17 protein-coding genes are annotated in these 15,715 nt (G+C 56.8%); 6 read left to right on the top strand and 11 right to left on the bottom strand.

The window, feature by feature from the left end; translation table 11 throughout:
• The 3 genes from astE to ves all read left to right on the top strand — a co-directional run bounded on the left by astE (position 1) and on the right by ves (position 2,635).
• Positions 1-969 carry a succinylglutamate desuccinylase gene (gene astE, locus ACU4F7_RS09080; protein ID WP_029592616.1) on the top strand — a complete coding sequence of 323 codons (969 nt, stop codon included), beginning with the start codon at positions 1-3 and terminating at the stop codon, positions 967-969.
• Positions 970-1,285: 316 nt separating this feature from the next.
• Positions 1,286-1,774 carry an ATP-independent periplasmic protein-refolding chaperone Spy gene (gene spy / locus ACU4F7_RS09085; RefSeq protein WP_029592618.1) on the top strand — a complete coding sequence of 163 codons (489 nt, stop codon included), beginning with the start codon at positions 1,286-1,288 and terminating at the stop codon, positions 1,772-1,774.
• A 312-nt stretch (positions 1,775-2,086) separates the two neighbouring features.
• Positions 2,087-2,635: an environmental stress-induced protein Ves gene (gene ves / locus ACU4F7_RS09090; RefSeq protein ID WP_481638473.1), complete on the top strand. Its 549-nt coding sequence runs from the start codon at positions 2,087-2,089 to the stop codon at positions 2,633-2,635.
• A 3-nt stretch (positions 2,636-2,638) separates the two neighbouring features.
• Here the strand turns inward: ves and cho are convergent, their stop codons facing one another.
• The 3 genes from cho to nadE form a co-directional block, all read right to left on the bottom strand.
• Positions 2,639-3,505, bottom strand: coding sequence for an excinuclease Cho (gene cho / locus ACU4F7_RS09095; protein ID WP_024558059.1), 867 nt, complete (start codon positions 3,503-3,505; stop codon positions 2,639-2,641).
• Between the two features lie 73 nt (positions 3,506-3,578).
• Positions 3,579-4,496, bottom strand: coding sequence for an aromatic amino acid DMT transporter YddG (gene yddG / locus ACU4F7_RS09100; protein WP_481638474.1), 918 nt, complete (start codon positions 4,494-4,496; stop codon positions 3,579-3,581).
• Positions 4,497-4,537: 41 nt separating this feature from the next.
• Positions 4,538-5,365, bottom strand: a complete 828-nt coding sequence (nadE, locus tag ACU4F7_RS09105) for an ammonia-dependent NAD(+) synthetase (protein ID WP_029592624.1) — start codon at positions 5,363-5,365, stop codon at positions 4,538-4,540.
• Between the two features lie 255 nt (positions 5,366-5,620).
• Between nadE and osmE the strand changes: the two genes are divergently transcribed.
• A complete protein-coding gene (osmE, locus tag ACU4F7_RS09110; RefSeq protein WP_024558062.1) occupies positions 5,621-5,962 on the top strand; it encodes an osmotically-inducible lipoprotein OsmE in 342 nt (113 codons plus the stop codon).
• Positions 5,963-6,044: 82 nt separating this feature from the next.
• Here osmE and katE read toward each other — a convergent pair whose 3' ends face one another.
• Positions 6,045-8,303: a catalase HPII gene (gene katE / locus ACU4F7_RS09115; RefSeq protein ID WP_481638475.1), complete on the bottom strand. Its 2,259-nt coding sequence runs from the start codon at positions 8,301-8,303 to the stop codon at positions 6,045-6,047.
• Between the two features lie 228 nt (positions 8,304-8,531).
• Between katE and cedA the strand changes: the two genes are divergently transcribed.
• Entirely contained in the window at positions 8,532-8,765 is a 234-nt protein-coding gene (gene cedA / locus ACU4F7_RS09120; RefSeq protein ID WP_029592627.1) for a cell division activator CedA, read from the top strand.
• A 53-nt stretch (positions 8,766-8,818) separates the two neighbouring features.
• Here the strand turns inward: cedA and ACU4F7_RS09125 are convergent, their stop codons facing one another.
• From ACU4F7_RS09125 to hxpB, 4 genes are all read right to left on the bottom strand, one after another.
• Entirely contained in the window at positions 8,819-10,210 is a 1,392-nt protein-coding gene (locus ACU4F7_RS09125; protein ID WP_024559614.1) for an L-cystine transporter, read from the bottom strand.
• A gap of 135 nt (positions 10,211-10,345) precedes the next feature.
• Positions 10,346-10,948 carry a metal-dependent hydrolase gene (locus ACU4F7_RS09130; RefSeq protein WP_125454258.1) on the bottom strand — a complete coding sequence of 201 codons (603 nt, stop codon included), beginning with the start codon at positions 10,946-10,948 and terminating at the stop codon, positions 10,346-10,348.
• 89 nt (positions 10,949-11,037) lie between these two features.
• Positions 11,038-11,799 (bottom strand): 2-dehydro-3-deoxy-D-gluconate 5-dehydrogenase KduD, encoded by a 762-nt coding sequence (gene kduD, locus ACU4F7_RS09135; protein WP_029592629.1) that lies wholly within the window; start codon positions 11,797-11,799, stop codon positions 11,038-11,040.
• A gap of 159 nt (positions 11,800-11,958) precedes the next feature.
• The gene (gene hxpB, locus ACU4F7_RS09140) at positions 11,959-12,627 is read right to left on the bottom strand and encodes a hexitol phosphatase HxpB (protein WP_481638476.1); all 669 of its coding nucleotides are present in this window, start codon (positions 12,625-12,627) and stop codon (positions 11,959-11,961) included.
• Positions 12,628-12,785: 158 nt separating this feature from the next.
• Between hxpB and ACU4F7_RS09145 the strand changes: the two genes are divergently transcribed.
• Positions 12,786-13,322 (top strand): YniB family protein, encoded by a 537-nt coding sequence (locus tag ACU4F7_RS09145; protein WP_024559617.1) that lies wholly within the window; start codon positions 12,786-12,788, stop codon positions 13,320-13,322.
• A 42-nt stretch (positions 13,323-13,364) separates the two neighbouring features.
• Here ACU4F7_RS09145 and ACU4F7_RS09150 read toward each other — a convergent pair whose 3' ends face one another.
• The 3 genes from ACU4F7_RS09150 to pfkB all read right to left on the bottom strand — a co-directional run bounded on the left by ACU4F7_RS09150 (position 13,365) and on the right by pfkB (position 15,614).
• Positions 13,365-14,225 carry a fructosamine kinase family protein gene (locus tag ACU4F7_RS09150; RefSeq protein WP_481638477.1) on the bottom strand — a complete coding sequence of 287 codons (861 nt, stop codon included), beginning with the start codon at positions 14,223-14,225 and terminating at the stop codon, positions 13,365-13,367.
• A 104-nt stretch (positions 14,226-14,329) separates the two neighbouring features.
• Positions 14,330-14,617 carry a type V toxin-antitoxin system endoribonuclease antitoxin GhoS gene (ghoS, locus tag ACU4F7_RS09155; RefSeq protein WP_481638478.1) on the bottom strand — a complete coding sequence of 96 codons (288 nt, stop codon included), beginning with the start codon at positions 14,615-14,617 and terminating at the stop codon, positions 14,330-14,332.
• A gap of 67 nt (positions 14,618-14,684) precedes the next feature.
• Entirely contained in the window at positions 14,685-15,614 is a 930-nt protein-coding gene (pfkB, locus tag ACU4F7_RS09160) for a 6-phosphofructokinase II (protein WP_481638479.1), read from the bottom strand.
• Between the last annotated feature and the right edge of the window lie 101 nt (positions 15,615-15,715).

Genomic DNA, 15,715 nt, shown 5'->3' on the forward strand with positions numbered 1-15,715 from the left:
ATGCGCGACTTTCTGGCGCACACGCTCAAGGGCAAAGCGCCCGGGCAGAGGCAGGGCGAGACGGCGCACTTTCGCTGGCAGTGGTGGGATGAGGGCATTCTGCTGCTGACGCCCCTTCAGCCGGTGGAAAAGGCGCTTATCCTCTCGGCAGGCGTTCATGGCAATGAGACCGCGCCGGTGGAGATCCTCGACAGGCTGTTGAAACGGCTCTTTGACGGCGAGCTGGCGCTCCAGTGGCGGTTGCTGGTCGTGCTTGGCAACCCGTCGGCGCTGCGCAGCGGCAAGCGTTACCTGCACAGCGATATGAACCGGATGTTCGGCGGCCGCTGGCAACAGTTCCCCGAGAGCGTAGAGACGCAGCGGGCCAATGTGCTTGAGCATACGCTGGAGAAATTTTTCGCAAGCGGCGAGGAGAAGCTGCGCTGGCATCTGGACATGCACACTGCCATTCGCGGCTCTTACCATCCGCGATTTGGCGTGTTGCCTGCGCGCCCGCTGCCCTACGACGAGGCTTATCTCGCCTGGCTGGGCTGCGCCGGGCTGCAGGCGTTGGTCTTCCATCGTGCGCCGGGCGGCACCTTTACCCATTTCAGCAGCGAACACTTCGGCACGCTGAGCTGTACGCTGGAGCTTGGCAAGGCGCAGCCGTTCGGTGAAAACGACCTGTCGCAGTTCGCGGTCACGGAAACGGCGCTGGCGGCATTGTTGTGCGGCGGCGAAGCGCCGACGGCGCAGGCCCCGCCGCTGCGTTACAAAGTGGTGCAGCAAATCACCCGGCATAGCGACAGCTTCGTGCTGCACATGACCGGCCAGACGCTCAACTTCACCGCTTTTCCGCGCGGCACTTTGCTGGCGGAAGATAGCGATACGCGTTATGAAGTGAAGCACGATTGCGAATATGTTTTATTTCCCAACCCCTCGGTGGCGACCGGGATGCGGGCGGGATTAATGCTCATCGAAATGAAATAATGTCGGGCTCCGTTCAGGGGCCCGCTTATATTTAGAGCGGGATCAAATTTTTTGCGGAATATTCCTGGCTTGTTGCTTTCTTTTGCAGCGCCTTGCCTTTATACTTTCTGCACATTTCCTTCTTAATCAGTGTGTTGTTATATTTTCTTGTGCTTTTCCACGCTTTATCCTTATTTTCTTCATAATTGATTATTTCTTGTTTTTTATCCTTTCATTGTTTTACTGTGGCTCTGATTACTTGACGTAATAAGCCCTAAACTCATTCTCGTCAACGCGACAAACCCTGTCGCCGAATAAACAAAGTAAGGACAATATTATGCGTAAATTAACTGCGATTTTTGTTGCTTCCACTCTGGCTCTGGGCGCAGCTAATCTGGCACATGCGGCGGATACCGCCACGTCCGCAACCACCACCGACAGCGCGCCGATGCAGCATCATAAAGGCCCGCGCGGTCCGCACAATGAGATGATGTTAAAAGGCCTGAACCTGACCGACGCGCAAAAGCAGCAGATCCGCGATATCCATAAAGCGCAGCGTGAGAAGTTCAAGCGTCCGTCACTGGAAGAACGTCGTGAAATGCACAACCTGATAGCCAGCGACAGCTTCGACCGCGCGAAAGCGCAGGCGCAGGTAGATAAAATGGCCGAGCAGAACAAAGCGCGCATGATGGCCCATCTGGAAACCCAGAATAAAATCTATAACATCCTGACGCCGGAGCAGAAAAAGCAATTTAATGCCAATTTTGAGAAGCGTCTGACAGAACGTCCGGCTCCGGAAGGTAAAATGCCGGAAGCTGCTGAATAATAACGACAGCGACCTCTTAAAGACCGCCGGTCTTGTTCATAGCGCACCACGATGCTGTGAACAGGACCGGCGGTTTTCTTTTTGCGTTTCCCTCTTGCCTGCGGCTGGCAGATCGTTATTCTCATTGGCCAGCGTCCATCAAAACTTCATCGTTATCAGAATGTTAAAAAGATAAGCGGTGTAGCTATCTCCCGGCCCTGCAGCAATGGCCAGGCGCTGCCGATAACAGGTTTTGTTTATACCCATAATATTTTTCGCTCCGTCCTTCTTGCGCGGGGCCCTGGCGCGTTACGCGTGTTTTCAGGAGTGGTAATGGAATTTTTTGATATTAAAAAAATGCCGGTCAATTTATGGCGAAACGGCGCGGGAGAAACGCGCGAAATCTGCTGCTTTCCGCCCGCTACCCGTGATTTCAACTGGCGCGCCAGTATTGCCTCCCTGTCCAGCAATGGCGAGTTTGCCCCTTTTCCGCAGGTTGACCGGATTGTCACGCTGCTGGAGGGCGGGGAGGTTACGCTCGATGGCGGCAATGCGTTTCGCCATATCTTACGCCGCCATCAGCCATTCGCCTTTTCAGGAGAACAGACCGTACGCGCGGTGTTATCGGAAGGGCGAATGTCGCTGGACTTCAACGTTATGACCCGCCGCGACCGCTGTCAGGCCAACGTGCGGGTAGCGGACCGCACCTTTACCACGTTTAGCTCGCGCGGCGGAATCGTGTACGTGATTAGCGGCGCGTGGCAGCTTGAAGATAAGCTGCTCACCGCCGATCAGGGGGCCTGGTGGCAGGAGGGAAGGCATACGCTGCGGCTGCTGAAATCGGAAGGCCAGCTGCTGTTTAGCGAAATCACCTATCTCTGAAGCTTAGCGCGCCAGTTCGACGATATCGTGCTGGCCGCTAATCAGCGGCTTGCAGAGTATTTTATAGCCGTCGTTGTCGAAGCCCTGCGGCGCGCGGCTGATGGTTTTCGCCTCATCCAGCGTGTTGACCGAGCCGAGCCAGAACCAGTTATGAATGATATGGTACTGGGTCATCTCGCCGAAGCTCTCTTTAAGCCCCACCGGGCCCTGCCACGGCCAGCAGATCACCTGCATGCGCGCCAGGCCCGCCATCAGCCGCTCATTGTGCGCCTCTTCGCTCTCGCGCCCGCAGCAGGCCCCCGCGCAGCGCTTAAGCGCCGAGCGAAAGCAGGCGCGGCCGCGGCTTAACGCCTCAAGCCCCAGCAGGCCGTAACAAAGCTGATGCTCATCAGCCAGCGACTGCAGCGTTTGCAGCGCGGCGCGGCGGCTGGAGAAAAGACCATAAAGCCCGGGCTCGCTGGAGAAATCGACCTCGCGGGCATACACCACTTCCGGCTTCGCGCCGTTCAGGCGCAGCGAGCAGAGCTGACGGTTGCGGCGCAGGCGTTTGTTGAACAAGGGCTGCTGCTCTTTGATCATCTGCGCTTCCAGCAGCAGCGCGCCTATCTCGCCTGCCGTGCGGATAAACGTGATTCGCCGGGACTGGCGCAGCATCGCCGCTTCATCCGGGGTGCGCAGGTGAGAGAGCACCCGGCTGCGGATATTCACGCTTTTACCGATATAAAGAGGCATGGTTTCGCTTTCGCCATGGAAAACATACACGCCGGGGTGTTTGGGCAGATCGTCAAGCCAGGGACGCAGATGCTCGGGGTATTCATAAATCGCCGCGGCTTCAAAATCGAGCCTTGGCGCGCCAGTACGCCTTACCACTCATTACTCTCCTGAATACTGTTTACTTATCCAGTCTATCAGGGAATGTCTGGTTGAAAAAGCGGCATGTTGTTCAGCGGTTGCGCGTGGCAAGCCAGCAGACCAGCGATCCAAGCACTACCATCCCCACTCCTTGCCAGAAGCCGAAGCCGGGCGTCAGGCCGAGCCAGAGGCTGGCAAGCAGCGCGGAAAGCACCGGCGTGAAGTACGAGGCGGTGGCGAGCAGGGTCATATTGCCGTGGCTTATGCCTCGATTCCATGCGGAGTAAGCGATAGCGGTCGACAGCCCCATAAACAGCAACTGTAACGAGGCGGGCAGCGAAAAGTGCAGCGCGGGCTGCGGCGTAATAAAAAACATAACCCATAAGACGATGGCCGTCGCGCAGAAGAAAAGCGCCACGCCGCTTTTACCCTCGCTCCAGCGGCGCGTGAGGTTACAGTAAAGCGCCCAGATAAGCGCGGCGGCAAAGGCCAGACCATAAGCGAGGGGGTTATCCTGCATATTGGCCCACAGCAGGGCGGGCGACCAGTCGCCGTCGCCTTTCAACACCTGCGCGACGCCTGCAACCGCCAGCGCTAAGCCGGGCCAGATGAGCCACGAGGCGCGCTGGCCGTTTAAAAACAGCGCCAGCAGAACGGTAAGGCTCGGCCACAGATAGTTGATCATGCCAAGCTCCAGCGACTGCGCTCGGGTGTGGGCAAGACCAATGGCGAGAGCGAGACTGATTTCATAGCCGACGAAAAGCGCGCCGCCGATAAACAAATACCGTCCCGGTAACTGACGCGGGCGCGGCAACCCCAGCGCCAGACAAAGGCAAATGGCGCTGAGCGTGTAAATAAGCGCGGCGCCGCCGGTCGGACCGAACTGCTCGGCGATGCTGCGAAACAGGCCGACGGAAGCGCTCCAGAGGAGAATCGCTATCAGCCCTGCAAGAGTGGCGCGTTGTGCTGAAACCGGATGGGCGGGAAGAGAAGGGGCTGACTCAGGCATACGCTTTCCATAAAAAAGGTGGCCGAAGCCACCTTGCGTGATTATTTTTTCCAGAAGTCGTCAAAAATGGTGATCGGCGGGCGACGCTTATGCTCCGTCTTGAGATACCAGCCTTCAATGGTTTTGGCGAGATTTTCGTCGATCTGCTTACCTTCAAGGTAATCGTCAATGTTCTCGTAAGTCACGCCCAGCGCCACTTCATCCGGCAGGGAGGGGCGATCGTCTTCAAGATCGGCGGTCGGCACTTTCAGGTAGAGATGTTCCGGGCAGCCCAACTCTTTAAGCAGCTGTTTGCCCTGACGTTTGTTGAGACGGAACAGCGGGTTAATGTCGGTGCCGCCGTCGCCATATTTGGTGAAGAAACCGGTAATGGCTTCCGCCGCGTGGTCGGTGCCCACCACCACGCCTTTGGTCATGCTCGCAATGCTGTACTGCGCTTTCATACGCTCGCGCGCTTTTTCGTTGCCGCGCACAAAATCGCTGAGCTCAATGCCCGCGTCGCGCAGCGCTTTCTCGCTCGCCAACACAGATTCCTTAATATTCACCGTCAGTACTTTATCCGGCTGGATAAAGTTCAGCGCGTCCTGGCAATCCTTTTCATCAAACTGCACGCCGAAGGGCAGGCGCACGGCGATGAACTGGTAACTGCTGTCGCCGGTTTCTTCACGCAGTTCGCTGATAGCCGTCTGGCTCAGCTTGCCTGCGAGCGTGGAGTCCTGGCCGCCGCTGATGCCTAACACCAGGGTTTTCAGAAACGGATAGGTTTTGAGGTAGCTTTTGAGGAAATCGACGCTGGCGCGGATCTCTTCGCGGGCGTCAATCTGCGGTTTCGCGCCAAGCGCCTGAATAATCTCTTGCTGCAAAGACATTTAACCCCTCCGGTTGTGGTTAACCTGCAACGCGCAGGCGAAAAAACAGGATTTGTTAAAGCTAACCCTTTGACGGCAAAACGACAAGTTTCGTACCGCTACAGATGGCGTGAGCGCTGCTAATTGCGGCGTTTTCTCTTTCCCTCCTGTCGATAAGGGAATAATCCTAATTCGCTTCGCTTATCGCTAACAAGTTGATAAATGTTCGTTTCTATTCCAGGCTTACTCCACACGCTGAGAAAAGAGGACGACAAAATGAAAAAGAACTTTGCAGGATTTTTAAGTGCAGCGGCGGTTATGACTATGCTTGCGGGCTGTACGGCTTATGACCGGACGACCGATCAGTTCACGCAGCCGGTTGTGAAGGATGTGAAAAAAGGCATGAGCCGTGAGCAGGTTCGCCAGATTGCCGGTCAGCCTTCTTCTGAAGTGACCATGATCCACGCTCGTGGCACCTGCCAGACCTATATCCTGGGTCAACGTAACGGCAAAACCGAAACCTATTTCGTCGCGCTCGACGATACCGGCCACGTGCTGAACTCCGGCTACCAGACCTGCGCCGAGTATGACACCGACCCGCAGGCGCCGAAAAAGTAAGCGCTCAGGGTTAAAAAACCGGCTTCGGCCGGTTTTTTTATTATCTTTCCCCTCCGGGAAAGGAGGGGGAAGATAACCGCGATCAAGCCGGGATGGTGAGACTTTTCGTGGTGCGCGACCAGATGCGATGGCCCGCCAGCAGCTTCACAAAATCGTCGGTAAAGTTGCCTGTCGCGTCATCCGCCTCCAGCACGCCTTCCTCGCCCGCATCCGGAACCTTAATGAACGGTTTGAACTGACGGGCCTCCCCGAGCAGCGCGATAACCTTAAGGTGCTTGTAGGCCTCCATCAGGTAGTACGCGGCATCGGCGTTATCAAGGATCGAAGCGACATCGCCCCCTGGCACAATCACCGCATCCACGGTTAATGACGGGGAGCCGGCGAACGTGCCCGCGACCGGAATTCGTGAGCCATCATCCGCCACCGCTTCACCCATGCGTTTGTAGAGCAGCTTTGCATGCACGCCGTGCGTTTTTAACTTTTGCAGTACAGAGAGTAGCTCGGCGCCATTCACTTTATCGTTAAGCAGGACCGCCACCACGCGGCCTTTTACCGAGCCGCCCGGCACCGCATAAAGGCTAAGCGAGGCATCTTTTTTCAGGCCGTTAACATCTTTCGGCGGAGCGATATGCATCTGCTCATCCGTCAGCTCAATCCCCAGATTTTCAGCGACTGGCTGGGCCAGCGAAATGTCGATGCGACAAAGCTGATCCACCACGCGCTCACGAATATAGGGACGCACGACCTTGCTTAGCTCAAAGCTGAAAGCGTCGATAATATGGCGCTGTTCAACCGGCGTCTGGCTTTGCCAGAAGAGGCGCGGATGCGCGTAATATTCGCCAAACGACGGGCTGCGCTCGCGGACTTTATAGCCTTCAATACGCTCCTGATAGCTCTCGAACCCGCCGCGTTTCGGCCCCGGCGGCGTTTCGCGCGGCCAGTTGTCGTTGATTGAGTTGGGTTCGTAGTTTGCCGGATTGGTGTCGATATCCATGCGGTGCATGCCGTCCCGCTGGAAATTGTGATAAGGGCAGGTAGGGCGGTTAATCGGAATTTCGTGGAAATTCGGCCCGCCGAGACGGCTGATTTGCGTATCGGTGTAGGAGAAGAGGCGGCCCTGCAACAGCGGGTCGTTGGTGAAATCCAGCCCCGGCACGATATGGCCCGGATGGAATGCCGCCTGTTCGTTCTCGGCGAAGAAGTTATCCGGGTTGCGGTTGAGCACCATTTTGCCCACCAGCTGCACCGGCACCAACTCTTCCGGAATCAGTTTGGTGGCATCCAGCAGGTCGAAATCAAACTTGAACTCATCTTCTTCCGGTATAAGCTGCAGGCCGAGCTCATATTCCGGGAAGTCGCCCGCTTCGATAGCTTCCCACAGATCGCGACGATGGAAATCGGGGTCGCGGCCGGTAAGCTTTTGCGATTCGTCCCACAGCAGTGACGCTTTCCCCGCCACCGGCTTCCAGTGGAAGCGAACAAAGGTCGCTTTGCCTTCGGCGTTAATCATCCGGAAAGTGTGGATGCCGAAGCCTTCCATGGTGCGGTAGCTGCGCGGAATGCCGCGATCGGACATCGCCCAGATAACGTTATGCAGCGTCTCAGGCTGCAGCGAGACATAATCCCAGAACGTGTCGTGGGCGCTCTGGCCTTGTGGAATAGCCCAGTGCGGCTCCGGCTTCACGGCGTGAACGAAATCCGGGAATTTATGGGCGTCCTGAATGAAAAACACCGGCGTATTGTTGCCGACCAGGTCAAAAATGCCTTCCTGGGTATAAAACTTCGTTGCGAAACCGCGGATATCGCGCACGGTATCCGCCGAGCCTGCGCCGCCCTGAACGGTAGAGAATCGTACAAAGACAGGGGTGATTTTATCAGGGTCGGAGAGGAAATCGGCTTTCGTGATATGGCTCAGGCTCTTGTAGGGCTGAAAATAACCGTGGGCCGCCGAGCCGCGGGCGTGGACGATACGCTCCGGGATACGCTCATGGTCAAAGTGGGTGATTTTTTCCCGCAGGATAAAATCTTCCAGCAGCGTAGGGCCGCGCGTGCCTGCGCGCAGGGAATTCTGATCGTCGGCGATGCGCACGCCCTGGTTAGTGGTCAGCGGAAAGTTTTCGCTTCCTTTGCGAAAGGTTTCCAGTGATTTAAGCTTTTCATTAGAGGTGTCCGGCGCTTTCAGACTGCCGGGCGCGGTGGGTTGCTCTCCGGGCGGGGTAGGAACCGGGTCGGGGCGGTGCGAACCATCTTCCGGAGCAAGGGAATCGAGGCCGGGACGCGACTCATCGGCGTCATGCACCGGCGATTCATGATGGTGTGGTTTTTTCTCATCTTGCGACATTGAACGCTTCTCCTGTTTTCATTGCTGAAAGGCGGCTTTTTTGTGTTCAAAAGCTTTCTAACTATAGAACAGGGAAGGGAATCGAGCGCTTGCGCCAGACGGCAAAACGGCGTGAAAAACATCATCTGAGGCGCGTTGAAGCACGCTATGCGCGACGCCGCAGGCCACAATCCGCTATGATAGTTTTTTCCTGTTTATGGAATTGTTAAGAGTAAAAAACCGACGCCTATGAAACCACTTCGTCAACAGAATCGTCCCATCATCAACTATGTACCCCGCGTGGAGCCGGCTCCGCCGGATCATGCCGTGCGCATGGAGGGTTTTCAGGATGTGTACCTGCTGCGTGGCAAATACGTCGCGTTTGTGCTGGTGGGCGAGCACTTTCGCCGCTCCCCCGCCTTCGGCGTGCCTGAAGCCGCCCAACGCTGGGCTACACAGATGCGTCAGGAAACGGACGTTTAGCCTGCTTCAGGCATAAAAAAGCCGCCTGAAGGCGGCTTTTGCTTTTTTATCGCTTAGCGGTGAGCCAGTTCGGCTTCTTCCTCGCTGTTCAGAACCGTTTTGTCGGTCTGCTTGAGCCACTGGCTGGTGAGCGTGCCGGCGGTCATTGAGCCGCTCACGTTCAGCGCCGTACGGCCCATATCGATAAGCGGTTCAACGGAGATCAGCAGAGCGACGAGCGTTACCGGCAGTCCCATCGCTGGCAGCACGATCAGCGCCGCGAAGGTGGCGCCGCCGCCCACGCCCGCTACGCCTGCGGAGCTCAGGGTGACGATGCCAACCAGCGTTGCTATCCACATCGGGTCGAACGGGTTAATGCCGACCGTCGGGGCAACCATTACCGCCAGCATAGTCGGGTAGAGACCCGCACAGCCGTTCTGTCCAATGGTGGCGCCGAAAGAGGCGGCGAAGCTTGCGATCGATTCCGGCACGCCCAGACGACGCGTCTGCGCTTCCACATTCAGCGGAATGGACGCTGCGCTTGAGCGGCTGGTAAAGGCGAAAGTCAGTACCGGCCAGACTTTGCGGAAATATTTCAGCGGGCTGACGCCATTAACCGCAAGCAGAATGCCATGCACGACAAACATGATGCCCAGCCCCAGGTAAGAGGCGACAACGAAGCTGCCGAGCTTAATGATGTCCTGCAGATTGGAGCCTGCAACCACCTTAGTCATCAGCGCCAGCACGCCATAAGGCGTCAGTTGCATAACGAGACGCACCAGCTTCATTACCCAGCTTTGCAGGGTATCGATGGCCGCCAGCACGCGTTCGCCTTTCGGCGCATCGTCTTTCAGCAGCTTAAGCGCGGCCACGCCGAGGAAAGCGGCAAAAATCACGACGCTGATAATCGACGTGGGGTTTGCGCCAGTGAGGTCGGCGAACGGGTTTTTAGGCACAAACGACAGCAGCAGCTGCGGTACAGTCAGGTCCGCCACTTTACCAACGTAGTTCGTCTGGATAGCGTTCAGGCGAGCGGTTTCCGCGCTCCCCTGCACCAGACCTTCCGCCGTCAGGCCAAAGAGGTTAGTGACAAAAACGCCCACCAGCGCCGCGATAAGCGTCGTGAAGAGCAGGGTGCCGATAGTCAGTACGCTAATCTTGCCAAGGGAAGAGGCGTTATGCAGGCGCGCCACGGCGCTCAGAATAGAGGCGAAGACCAGCGGCATAACAATCATCTGCAGCAGCTGAACATAGCCGTTGCCGACCACGTTGAACCACTGGATCGAGCTTTTCAGCACATCGCTTTGCGCGCCGTAAATCAGCTGCAGCGCGAGGCCAAAGACCACGCCGATGACCAGGCCGAGCAATACTTTTTTGGCGAGGCTCCACTGCTTGTGGCGCGTTTGCGCCAGCAAGAGCAGCAGAATGACGAACGCGACAACGTTCGCGATTAATGGAAGGTTCATCCCCGTTTCTCCTGATTTCTTATGACGGGCATGCGTAAAATGGCATGCCTTTATGCCGCAAAGGGTATCAGAAGCGTTGCGAGTTCCTTATATCCAAAAAGAATAGGTTATTCCGTGCGGTATTATTTTGCTGGTTTATTGTCCTGTCTGGTGATGAATAAACCGATTAAAGCCGTTTTGCAGCGAATTGATCGCCTGAGATGACCAGCGAATTGCACTGTTTTCGGGCATGCCTTGCGGCATCCAGACCGCCCAGGCGAAAAGCGCCATGCACAATACGCGCTCCAGCTGGTTGCCTTTTTGCGGCGCCAGGATAGGCAAACGAAAGCGCCAGCGGCAGGGCCACAGCAACGGCACGCCTGCAGGGGTTAGCATGTCGGCGAGAATATGGCTCAGGTAGCCCAGCACCATGCCCTGCAGCGCGTCGGCAGGAACAATCCAGCTTTCCGGCACCTGCAGATAAAACACCGTCAGCAAGCCAAAGACGGCCAGCAGGCTGTGAGTAAAGCCGCGGTGTCCAAAAGCGCGGGCGATGGGTTTCGATATCCATTTAAGCCGCTGCCCAAGAAACGATTTAGGGTGATCGATATCCGGCAGCAGGCAAGTGAGAATGGCCGAGGGAACAATATGCCACCAGTCGCCCTGCGCCAGTACAGGCGTGAGCTCGGCGTTTTTGGCGAACACCGCGCAGGCAATGGAAAAAAGCAGGTGGCCTTCCGCCGTCATGATAAAACCCAACGTAACTGTCAATTCATCCAGTATAGGAGTTTTATACAGTAGACGGAAGTGGTGACGGTGTAACTCTTTGTCACAATCCGCGCCCGCAGTCAGCGCGCCAGCCAGCCTCCGTCCACAGCCAGCGTATACCCGTTCACATAATCGGCAGCGGATGAAGCCAGAAACACCACCGCCCCTTGTAAATCCTCCGGTTTGCCCCAGCGTCCGGCGGGAATGCGGTCGAGGATTTCCTGATTGCGCGCTGCGTCTTCACGCAGCTCCTGGGTGTTATTGGTCGCCATATAGCCCGGTGCGATGCCGTTGACGTTGATACCGTGTTTTGCCCATTCGTTCGCCAGCAGTCGGGTCAGACCCAGCACGCCGCTTTTCGAGGCGGTATAAGAAGGCACCCGTATGCCGCCCTGAAAAGAGAGCATTGAAGCGATATTAATAATCTTGCCGCCGCTGCCTTGCTTAATAAACTGTTTCGCCACGGCCTGGGAAAGGAAAAACAGCGACTTCAGGTTCAGGTTCATTACCTCATCCCAGTCCTTTTCACTAAAACTGAGCGCCTCTTCCCGGCGAATGGTGCCGGCATTGTTGACCAGAATGTCTATCCGCCCCATTTTCTCAACCGCTTCGCGAACGATATCCTGCAGCCTGTCCTGGCGGCCGAGGTCGGCCTGAATGGCGTGAAAGCGGCGGCCCAGCGCCTGCACTTTCTGCGCCGTCTCCTGCGGCGCTTTGCGGTTGACCCCAATAATATCGCAGCCCGCCTCAGCCAGGCCCAGCGTCATGCCTTGTCCCAGACCCGTATCGCAGCCGGTAACCAGCGCTACTTTCCCTGCAAGCGTAAAAGCGTCAAGAATCATAGATGCCCCTGTATGGTGATGAAATGGTCCGTGGGTGAGCTTGCGAGAAGCATAGGAAGGGGCGTGATAAAACACAAATCGAATTGAAAAGCTGTTTTATAAATTTTGATGGGCTTAATAAAAAAGGGCAGCGGCGTGCCCTTTTTCAGCGGTAACCGCTTAACCGCGCAGATGCGTTGCCGTCAGCGCCTCCAGCGAGTCAAGCTTCACGTTAGCCAGCGCCCAGCGGGGGTCGTCGCGGTTTTCCGGGGCCGGGATGACGATGGAGCGCATGCGCGCGGCTTTCGTTGCCACCATGCCGTTAACGGAATCTTCCAGCGTGACGCAGGTCAGCGGGTCTACGCCAAGCTTCGCGGCGGCATCAAGATAGACTTGCGGGTGCGGCTTGCTGTACGGCAAGTGCTCCGCCGAGGCGAGGGCGTCAAACTGGTCGCGCAGTTCAAACATGTCCAGCACCTGTTCAAGCATGCGCAAAGGCGAAGCGGAGGCCAGACCTACCTTCAGGCCCTGCGCTTTGCAAAGGGCTACCGCCTGATGCACACCTGGCAGCAGAGGGCGTTTTTCTTCCACCAACGTGATGGCGCGGTTAATGATGCGCTCCGTCACTTCCGCCACCGACGGGCCATTCCAGGGCTGTTGGGCGAACCAGAGCTCCACGACAAGATCGATGCGTAACCCCAGCGTGTCGGGCAATTCATGGCGGCGGGAGATATCCACGCCCAGCGTTTTCATCACTTCCAGTTCCGCCTGGTCCCACAGGGGTTCGGAATCGATCAGCAATCCATCCATATCAAAGATCGCGGCGAGGATTTGGCGCGAGGTCGACATCGGCTGCACTCCTTTCAGATTGTTTAAGAAGGATTATCAATAGCCTGAAAAACGAAGTATGGCTACTGCTTTGTCTTCCCGCCTGGAAAGTGCAGCGAAAAGCGCAGGGAGAAGGTAGACTTAAAGCGACAATGTGACGTCACAATCAAGGGGAAAGCATGACGTATCAACAAGCTGGACGCATTGCCGTAGTAAAACGCATTGCCGGGTGGCTTATCTTTATTCTGGCGACGATTTCCACGGTTATTTCTGTTCTGAAATTTATGTATGAGCACAGCGACAAGCAGCCGGGCATCAATGCGGTGATGATGGACTTTGCTCATGTAATGATTGAGATGATGCGTTTTAACACGCCGTTTCTGAACCTGTTCTGGTATAACTCGCCGCTGCCCGACTTCCGGCATCAGGCCAATATTCTGTTCTGGGTGATTTTCGCGCTCATTTTTGTCGGCCTTGCACTTCAGGCCAGCGGCGCGCGCATGAGCCGTCAGGCGCGCTTTCTGCGCGAAGGGGTGGAAGACCAGTTAATTCTTGAGCGGGCAAAAGGCGCAGATGGGCTTAGCCGCGAACAGATAGAGTCTAAAATCGTGGTGCCAAGGCACACCATTTTTCTGCAAATCTTCCCGCTTTATATCCTGCCGGTCATCGTCATCGTGCTGGGTTACCTTTTCTTCTCGCTGCTTGGTTTTCTCTGATGCGTCAGCCACTCCATTGAGGAGTGGCTGACCTGGGCGCTGTCAGGCCGCTAAAATCCTCTCCAGCGCTTTTTGCGCCGTGACCAGATGTTGCCCGCCAAAGAGTATTGCCCGGTTAAGCAGCGTATAAAGCTGATAAAGCGGTTGTCTCGTTAAGAAGTCGGGCGGCAATGGCGCAACAGACTGGTAGCCGTCGTAGAGTTGCGGCGGCTGTTCCGGATGCAGCGGCAGCATCGCGAGGTCGCATTCCCTGTCGCCCCAGTAACATGCGGGGTCGTAAATATAGGGCCCGTTCGGACCGAGCGCGCAATTGCCGGACCAGAGATCGCCATGCAGCAGGGAGGGTTGAGGCTGGTGGCCGACGAGCTGCTGATGCACCGCATCGACAATCAGGTCGATATCGCCGAACTCCAGCCCTTTTTCCGCCGCCAGTTCAAGCTGCCAGCCGATGCGCTGCTCGGCGAAAAAGGTCGCCCAGCGACGCTGCCAGGCGTTGGGCTGCGGCGTAGTGGAAAGATCGTTATCGAAATCAAGGCCAAATTGCGGCTGTTCGCTCCACTGATGCAGGCGAGCCAACTGTTGCCCCAGAAGAAAAGCGTTATGCGCATCAAGCGGACGTGGAGCGAGGTATTCCAGTAGCAGAAAGCTGTAATCCCTGTCGCTGCCTACGGCGTAAACTTCCGGCACCGTTACCGTCTTGCTGCGCGCCAGCAGATCGAGCTGATCCGCTTCGGCGGTAAAAACGGACAACAGCTCTCGATCGTCACACTTAATAAATACCGGTCGGCCTGCGAAAGTCGCTTTCCAGGCGGCGTGGATTTCACCTCCTGGCAACTCCTCCCGATGGGTTATTTCGCCTTCACCCAGCTGCTCATTCAATAACCGCGTAATCGCTTGCCACATGACGCTTCTCTCCCGGGTTATCAGTCAGATCATCAGGTTAGCGCAATAGGGCGAACGAAAACGTCGAGCTGACGCACACCCTGACTCGCTTTGCGCCGTGGTCGTTACGTCGCTTTTTGCCACTCCTCCCAGGTGGTTATCTCCACCTCAGGTTGCCTGTCCAGCGCCACTTCGCCGAGGCCGCGCGCCATTTCCAACACCTCCTCTTTGCTGAGCGCGCTGATCATGCCAAACGTGTTGGGGCCCAGTTCATGAATTTTGCCTTCTTCATCGCTCATGGTGAGCTGGAAACCGCCCCGGGTGAGCTCATTGGTAAGCTCATTAATATCCGCAAGGCTGTGCTCCTGATATTTCAGGGTAACCACATAGCGCGTAATGTCTCCGCTGCTCATTATTTACCTCACTGTTGCAACCGCCAGGCGAATGCCGGCCCGGCGCGATGGAAAGGAAAAGGGGAAGCTAACCCTTCAGGTAGTCGTAAATCTTATCGGTGTTTTCGCGCGAGCAGAGCTGGGTGCCCTGGTGCAGTGTGGCAGCGCTGCCTGCGGCCACGCCATAGCGCACCATATCCAGCAGCGAAGCGCCTTCGGCAAGCTTGAGCGTCATCGCGCCGACCATGCTGTCGCCCGCGCCCACGGTGCTCTGGCTTTTCACCGGCGGCGGCACCACCTGTACGCAATCCTGTTCATCTACCGCCAGCGCGCCTTGCGGACCAAGCGAGACCACGACACGTCGCGCCTTGCCGCGCCTGACCAGTTCCATCGCCGCCTGGCGTACGTCATCCGGCTGCGTGAGGTCGCGTTTCACCAGCGCGCCAAGTTCCTTCTGGTTGGGCTTCACCAGTTCGATATCGCCAATCTCCAGCGCCGCAGCCAGCGCGTCGCCCGAGCTGTCGAGAATGCAGCGTATGTTTTGTCGCTGGGCGGCTTTAATCAGGTCACACAGTTTGGCGACATTCACGCCCGGCGGCAGGCTGCCGCTTATCACCAGAATGGAACCCGCTTCAATGGCCATGACTTTTTCTTCGAGCTGGCGGAATTCCTCATCGCTGAGCGCCGCGCCGGGCATAACAAATCGGTACTGTTCGCCATTTGCCTCTACGTGCACATGCAGGTTTTGTCGCGTCCAGTCTTTTGCCTCTATGGTTTGTACCGCGACGTGTTCATCCAGCAACAGGGCCGTGAGGTGCTCGCCGGTGGCGCCGCCAGCCGGGAAAATCGCGGTGGCTTTGCCGCCAAGATGCGCGATAGCGCGCGCGACGTTAATTCCGCCGCCGCCGGGTTCGAAAACCGGCGCGCTACAGCGAAGCTTGCCTTCGGGATAAATTTGCGCCGTGAGGGTAGCGCTGTCGAGAGAAGGCGCCAGCGTCAGCGTATAAATGCGTACCATGTGACCTCCTTTTTATATGGGCTGCGGTAAGCGTAGCACTCCATATCGGGTTAGGGTGTGAATTAACACGCTGATTTCTCAAATAAAGCACGTTTTTTCAT

The organism is Franconibacter pulveris (assembly GCF_056780215.1).

Bases quoted from the DNA above. Each gene is read 5' to 3' on its own strand.
- astE (WP_029592616.1), top strand. From the start codon at position 1: ATGCGCGACTTTCTGGCGCACACGCTCAAGGGCAAAGCGCCCGGGCAG.
- spy (WP_029592618.1), top strand. From the start codon at position 1,286: ATGCGTAAATTAACTGCGATTTTTGTTGCTTCCACTCTGGCTCTGGGC.
- ves (WP_481638473.1), top strand. From the start codon at position 2,087: ATGGAATTTTTTGATATTAAAAAAATGCCGGTCAATTTATGGCGAAAC.
- yddG (WP_481638474.1), bottom strand. From the start codon at position 4,496: ATGCCTGAGTCAGCCCCTTCTCTTCCCGCCCATCCGGTTTCAGCACAA.
- nadE (WP_029592624.1), bottom strand. From the start codon at position 5,365: ATGTCTTTGCAGCAAGAGATTATTCAGGCGCTTGGCGCGAAACCGCAG.
- osmE (WP_024558062.1), top strand. From the start codon at position 5,621: ATGAAAAAGAACTTTGCAGGATTTTTAAGTGCAGCGGCGGTTATGACT.
- katE (WP_481638475.1), bottom strand. From the start codon at position 8,303: ATGTCGCAAGATGAGAAAAAACCACACCATCATGAATCGCCGGTGCAT.
- cedA (WP_029592627.1), top strand. From the start codon at position 8,532: ATGAAACCACTTCGTCAACAGAATCGTCCCATCATCAACTATGTACCC.
- ACU4F7_RS09125 (WP_024559614.1), bottom strand. From the start codon at position 10,210: ATGAACCTTCCATTAATCGCGAACGTTGTCGCGTTCGTCATTCTGCTG.
- kduD (WP_029592629.1), bottom strand. From the start codon at position 11,799: ATGATTCTTGACGCTTTTACGCTTGCAGGGAAAGTAGCGCTGGTTACC.
- hxpB (WP_481638476.1), bottom strand. From the start codon at position 12,627: ATGTCGACCTCGCGCCAAATCCTCGCCGCGATCTTTGATATGGATGGA.
- ACU4F7_RS09145 (WP_024559617.1), top strand. From the start codon at position 12,786: ATGACGTATCAACAAGCTGGACGCATTGCCGTAGTAAAACGCATTGCC.
- ACU4F7_RS09150 (WP_481638477.1), bottom strand. From the start codon at position 14,225: ATGTGGCAAGCGATTACGCGGTTATTGAATGAGCAGCTGGGTGAAGGC.
- ghoS (WP_481638478.1), bottom strand. From the start codon at position 14,617: ATGAGCAGCGGAGACATTACGCGCTATGTGGTTACCCTGAAATATCAG.
- pfkB (WP_481638479.1), bottom strand. From the start codon at position 15,614: ATGGTACGCATTTATACGCTGACGCTGGCGCCTTCTCTCGACAGCGCT.